The sequence below is a fragment of the Dietzia sp. B19 genome (assembly GCF_014145155.1).
Lineage (GTDB): Bacteria > Actinomycetota > Actinomycetes > Mycobacteriales > Mycobacteriaceae > Dietzia > Dietzia natronolimnaea.
On the sequence record NZ_JAALED010000011.1, the window covers coordinates 1 to 2953 of the forward strand.

Here is a 2953-nt window from a genome sequence, read left to right on the forward strand (position 1 = left end):
GCCCCGCCGGCCGCGCCGGACTCCGCGGCCCCGCCGGCCGCGCCGGACCCCTCAGCCCTCACGCGTCATCCTCTCCATGTACGCGGCGATCGACCGCCCGGCCTCGGGGCCCTCGTAGGCGGTGACGATCTCCTCGATGCTCCCGCGCTGCCGGATGCGACCGTGGTCGATCCACATCGCCGAGTCGCACAATTGGGCCAGGAACTCGTTGGAGTGGGAGGCGAAGACCAACATCCCGGACCGGGACACCAGGTCGGCCAGCTTGACCCGCGCCTTCTTCATGAACTCCGCGTCCACGGCTCCGATGCCCTCGTCGAGCAGCAGGATCTCGGGGTCGATCGAGGTCACCACGCCCATCGCCAACCGGACGCGCATGCCGGTCGAGTAGGTGCGCAGCGGCATGTCCAGGTAATCGCCGAGCTCGGTGAAGTCCGCGATCTCCTCGATCTTGGCCTTCATCTGTTTGCGGGTCTGGCCCAGGAACAGGCCACGGATGATGATGTTCTCGTACCCGGTGATCTCCGGGTCCATACCCACACCCAGGTCGAACACCGGCGCCACACGACCCCTGATCCGGGCGGCGCCGCGGGTGGGCTCGTAGATTCCGGACAGCAGCCGCAGCAGCGTGGACTTGCCGGCGCCGTTGTGCCCGACCAGCCCGATGCGGTCCCCCTCGCGGAGGGAGAGGGTGATGTCCTTCAGGGCCTCGACGACGACGACGTTGGACGAGTTCCGGCCGATCGCGCCTCCGGCGGAGCCGAGGACGGCCTTCTTGAGGGAGCGCGATTTGGCGTCGAAGATCGGGAAGTCCACGCACGCGTCCACACAGTCGATGGACACGCCGCCGGGGGTGGGTGTGGCGGGGCTCATGGGATATACCTCCTACACCCAGTACGGGACTCGGGAGCGGAACCGGCGCAGTGCGACAAAGGCGAGGATCAGCCCCACGGCCGTGCAGGCCAGGACGATCCACCAGTGGTACGCGGCGACGGGCTGGCCCAGCATGGGGGCGCGGACGATCTCCAGGTAGTGGTAGAGCGGGTTGAGCTCGGCGATGCGGGCGCGGTTGGCGATCTCCCCGCCCTGCTCGTACAGCGTCTGCGTGGTCCACACGATGGGGGTCATGTAGAACAGCAGCTGAACCATGGAGTCCAGCAGGGGCGCGATGTCGCGGAAGCGGGTGGCCAGGATGCCGAACAGCATCGCCACCCAGACGCCGTTGACCATCAGCACCACCAGGCCCAGGACGGCCAGCAGCAGGTCCCAGCCCAGCGGTCGCGGGTAGATGAGCATCAGCACGACCCAGATCACCAGGTTGTGGCACAGGAACAGGAACTGCCGCCACACCAGCCGGTAGACGTGGACGCTGAGCGCGCTGGGCAACTGCTTGATCAGGCCCTCGTTGGAGATGAAGACCTCCGAGCCCTCCTTGATACAGCCGGAGATGAAGCCCCAGAGGATCAGGCCCACGGTGACGTGCGGGAGGAACTCCGCCAACGGGATCTGGAAGAGGATCGAGTACAACAGCCCCAGCGCCGTGGCCATGACGCCGGTGGCGATGGTGATCCACAGCGGCCCCAGTGTGGAGCGGCGGTAGCGCTGCTTGATGTCCTGCCAGCCCAGCGAGAGCCAGAGCTCACGCTGGCCCAGCCCCTGGCGGAGGTCGGCCACGGCCCGGCGGAAGGTGTGGGAGTCGCTGACGATCTCACTGCGGACGCGCTCGTCCGGGAGCGTCGCCGAAGCGGGGTCGGGAGTGGGCTGGTCCTGCACGAAGGCGAAGCCTACTAGAGGTGTGGCCGGTGGCAGCCCCGCAGACAGGGCGCGTACACATGAGTGATGACGACCAGTACCCAGATCCAGCTCGTCAGCCGCCCCCGCGGCTGGCCGACCCATGACGACTTCCGCACCGTCGTCGTCGACCTCCCCGCGATCGCCGAGGGCGAGGTGCGCGTGGCCAACGAGTACCTCTCCGTCGACCCCTACATGCGCGGCCGGATGAACGAGGGCCGCTCCTACATCCCGCCGTTCGAGCTGAACGAGACGATGACCGGCGGCGCCGTCGGGCGTGTCGTGGAGTCCCGCTCCGACGCCCACCCGGTCGGCGCGGTCGTGATGCACGACCTCGGCTGGCGGGACGTCGCCCAGGGCGACGGCCGGCAGTTCCGGGTGGTGCAGGAGATCGAGGGCGTTCCCGTCTCGGCGTACCTGGGGATCCTCGGGACCACGGGCCTCACGGCCTACGTGGGGCTCCTGCACATCGGGCGGGTCCAGAAGGGCGAGTCCGTCTTCGTCTCCGGCGCGGCCGGTTCCGTCGGGTCGGCCGTCGGGCAGATCGCCCGGCTCATGGGCGCCTCGAAGGTCGTCGGCTCGGCCGGGAGTGCGGAGAAGGTCGACAAGGCCACCTCGAGCTACGGATTCGACTCCGCGATCAATTACAAGGACGGACCGGTCCGCACGCTGCTGCGCGAGCACTTCGGTCGCGAGAACGGCGAGGGCATCGACGTCTACTTCGACAACGTCGGCGGCGACCACCTCGAGGCCGCGCTGGACCTGATGAACGACGACGGTCGCCTGGCCCTGTGCGGCGCGATCAGCTCCTACAACGCCACCGAGCGCTCGCCCGGCCCGGACAACATGTGGCACGCCATCACCCGCGGGCTCACCCTGCAGGGCTTCACCGTGAACAAGTACATGCACCTGTTCAAGGAGTTCGCGGAGAAGGTCGGGCCGTGGGTGGCCTCGGGCGAGGTCGTCTTCGACGAGACCGTGGTCGAGGGCATCGACAACTCCGTCGACGCGTTCCTCGACCTCATGCGCGGGGCGAACGTGGGGAAGATGCTGGTCAAGATCTGATCAGCGGGGGCCGGCCCGGGCGCGACCCCACCGTGGGGCAGGGTGGACCCATGACGTCGACTCCTCGAGCCGCGCCCGCCTCCCGCCTGCGACGACGGGC

At 68.6% G+C, this 2953-nt stretch carries 3 protein-coding genes; 1 reads left to right on the top strand and 2 read right to left on the bottom strand.

Annotation, left to right across the window (positions count from 1 at the left end; all coding sequences use genetic code 11):
* Positions 1–51 precede the first annotated feature (51 nt).
* Together G6020_RS00535 and G6020_RS00540 are read right to left on the bottom strand one after the other, a co-directional pair.
* Entirely contained in the window at positions 52–870 is an 819-nt protein-coding gene (locus G6020_RS00535; RefSeq protein ID WP_095717095.1) for an ABC transporter ATP-binding protein, read from the bottom strand.
* A gap of 12 nt (positions 871–882) precedes the next feature.
* On the bottom strand, positions 883–1770 hold the full coding sequence (locus tag G6020_RS00540) for an ABC transporter permease (protein WP_182609305.1): 888 nt from the start codon (positions 1768–1770) through the stop codon (positions 883–885).
* Between the two features lie 66 nt (positions 1771–1836).
* Between G6020_RS00540 and G6020_RS00545 the strand changes: the two genes are divergently transcribed.
* Positions 1837–2853, top strand: coding sequence for an NADP-dependent oxidoreductase (locus G6020_RS00545; protein WP_182609306.1), 1017 nt, complete (start codon positions 1837–1839; stop codon positions 2851–2853).
* Positions 2854–2953: the final 100 nt, after the last annotated feature.